The sequence below is a fragment of the Hymenobacter agri genome, assembly GCF_054778495.1.
Map to the genome: position 1 here is coordinate 1 of NZ_BAAGZM010000535.1, position 2,966 is coordinate 2,966.

Annotated in this window: 3 protein-coding genes; all 3 read left to right on the forward strand. The window is 63.0% G+C overall.

Annotated features, from left to right (window positions below):
- Window positions 1-655, forward strand: a 655-nt coding sequence (locus ACYVDE_RS18900; protein ID WP_460503100.1) for an NAD(P)/FAD-dependent oxidoreductase, incomplete at its 5' end; no start/stop codon positions are given.
- 105 nt (window positions 656-760) lie between these two features.
- Window positions 761-1,762: an SMP-30/gluconolactonase/LRE family protein gene (locus ACYVDE_RS18905; RefSeq protein WP_460503101.1), complete on the forward strand. Its 1,002-nt coding sequence runs from the start codon at window positions 761-763 to the stop codon at window positions 1,760-1,762.
- Window positions 1,763-2,108: 346 nt separating this feature from the next.
- The coding region (locus ACYVDE_RS18910; protein ID WP_460503102.1) for a SulP family inorganic anion transporter at window positions 2,109-2,966 on the forward strand (858 nt) is incomplete at its 3' end.

Here is a 2,966-nt window from a genome sequence, read left to right on the forward strand (position 1 = left end):
GCTGCTGCCCGCGCCGCTCGACCGCGCCCACCACTGCGCCGGCGTGCGGGCCTACTACGAAAACGTGGCCGGGGCCAGCAGCGGCACCACCGAGTTTTTCCTCAGCAGCGACTACCTGGCCGGCTACGTGTGGCTGTTTCCGGTGGGCGCGGGGCGCTACAACGTGGGTCTGGGCATGCTCTCGGAAATCGTTTCGGAGCACAAAGTCGACCTCAAGGAAACTCTCACGCGGGTGCTGGCCACGCATCCCGAGCTGGCCCCGCGCTTTGCCCAGGCGCAGTTGTTGGGGCCTATCGTGGGCTTCGGGCTGCCGCTGGGAGGTGGGCGCGAGCGCAATATCGGCGGGGCCCGATTCATGCTGTGCGGCGATGCCGCTTCGCTGATTGACCCACTGCAGGGCCACGGCATCGACACCGCCATTCAGAGCGGTATGCTGGCCGGGCAGCAGGCAGCGGCGTGTTTTGAGAGGCAAGATTTTAGCGCCGAATTTATGCGGCAGTACGACGCGCAGGTAGCCCATAAAATCGGTCGGAAACTGGCCAAGAGCTACCGCCTCATGCGTTTCCTCAGCAACAAAGCGTGGCTGGTGAATGCGGCCGTACGCCTGGCCCGCGTGCCGGGCCTCAAGCCCTGGGTGCAGCGCGCCATTGGGTAGGGACGACGTTTTTTAATGCGCTTTTAATGGCGCTTTCGGGTAGCGTTTGCGTCAACGGTGCGTAGAAGCAGGCAATTCATCTGGTGAATTTTAGCCCTATTCTTCATGCTTCACTCCTTCACTTCGCAGACCAATGCGGTGCCGCTGCGCCGTCTCACGTTGCTCACGGCCCTGGCGGGCAGCTTGCTGGCCGGCTGCTCGAAAGACGATACGCCCGCCATGACCCCGCCCGTTGCTCCCGCGCGCATCAGCGTGCCGCAGGCCGGCATTTATCCCGAAGGTATTCAGTGGGACGACGCCAACGGCCGCTTCTACGTGAGCTCCCGCGCCAAAGGCACCGTGGGCACCGTGCGCGACGACAGCACCTACGCCGAGTTCGGCAAGGATGCTCGCCTGATTTCCACCATCGGTCTCAACCTCGACGCCTCGCGCCAGCGCCTGCTGGCCGCCGTGTCCGACAATAATTTCAACCCCAGCGTGCAGAACCAGGCCACGCTGCGCAAGCTGGCGGCCTTGGCCATCTTCAACACCGGCACCGGCGCGCTGAGCCGCTTCGTGGATTTGGGCGGCTTGCCCGCCGCCGCCGCTTACCCCAATCACTTTGCCAACGACATTGCCGTGGACAAAGACGGCAACGCCTACGTGACCGATAGTTTCGCGCCCATCATCTACAAGGTTGATTCGCAGGGCACGGCCACGGTTTTTCTGGAAAATAGCCAGCTTGGCAGCAACACTTTCGGCCTGAACGGCATCGTGTACCACCCCGATGGCTACCTGCTGGTGGCCAAAACCAGCGACGGCACCCTCTATAAAGTGCCCATCGCCACCCCCGCCAGTTTCACCACCGTCGCCAAAACCCAGAACCTGACCGGTGCCGACGGCCTGCTGCTCACCGACAACAACACCCTGCTCGTGGTGTCCGGCACCCAGAGCACGGTATTCCGCATGGCCGGCACCAACGCCTGGGCCAGCGCCACCGCCACCGGTAGCTTCGCCACGGGCACCACCAGCGCCACCACCATCACCAAGCGCGGCAACGATGCCTACGTGCTGTACCCGCTGGGTGCCACGGCCCCGCGGTTCCGGATTGTGAAGGTGACGTTCTAAGCGCGGGACCTCACGAGACCCCTTCGGAGCGGCCCCTCTCCTGCGGAGAAGGGAGCCACGACGGCGTGGAAGAAAAATAAAGCCTCAATCCATTTTCTGGATTGGGGCTTTTTCGTTGAAATTGTCAGGCTCCGCTCTCCCCAAGCAGAGGGGTTGCCCCGAAGGGGTCCCGTGAGGTTTTCCGGCTGCGCAGCCATGCCGGTCGTACCTTTGCGAGCAATTCCACCATCTTTCCCCCGCATTATCCTCCAGCTCACCCCACCCTGAGAATTGGCCCGAAACCCTGGTGCCGCCGCTTCCCTGCCGGAAGCGTGCGGCTTTTCTTTTGCCTTTTCTTCAGTAATTTATGTCATCGGTTTCTTCTTATCTATCTCAGTACACCCACAACGCTAAAAACGAAATTCTCGCCGGCCTGACCACGGCGCTGGCCCTGGTGCCCGAGGTGGTGGCCTTTGCGCTGCTGGCCCACATCAGCCCGCTGGTGGGCATTGGCTCCGCGTTTATTATCTGCCTTATCACGAGCATATTCGGTGGGCGGCCGGGCATGATTTCGGGCGCGGCCGGCTCGGTGGCTGTCGTCATCGTGGCGCTGGTGGAGCAGCATGGGGCCGAATACCTGTTCCTGGCCGTGGCTTTGATGGGCCTGATTCAAATTGCCATCGGGCTGCTGAAGCTGGGCAAGTTCATCCGGCTGGTGCCGCAGCCGGTAGTATACGGCTTCGTCAATGGTTTGGCCGTCATTATCTTCATGGCGCAGCTGGAACAGTTCAAGACGCGCGACGCAGCCGGGTCCGAGCACTGGCTCACGGGTACGTCGCTGCTGCTGATGGTGGGGCTGGTGGCCCTCACCATGGCCATTGTTTACTTTTTGCCGAAGCTCACGAAGGCGGTACCGGCTTCGCTGGTGGCTATTGTCGTCACGTCGGCGCTGGTGATTTTTGGCGGGCTGCAAACCAAGGCGGTGGGCGACATTGCCTCCATCGCGGGCGGGCTGCCGGTGCCGCACCTGCCGCAGGTGCCCTTCACCTGGGCCACGTTCGCGCTGGTGCTGCCCTACGCATTCATCATGGCGCTGGTAGGCCTCACCGAAAGCCTGCTCACCCTCACGGTGGTGGACGAGATGACCGACACCCGCGGCCGGGGCAACCAGGACTGCGTGGCCCAGGGCCTGGCCAACGTGGCCTCGGGCCTGACCGGCGGCATG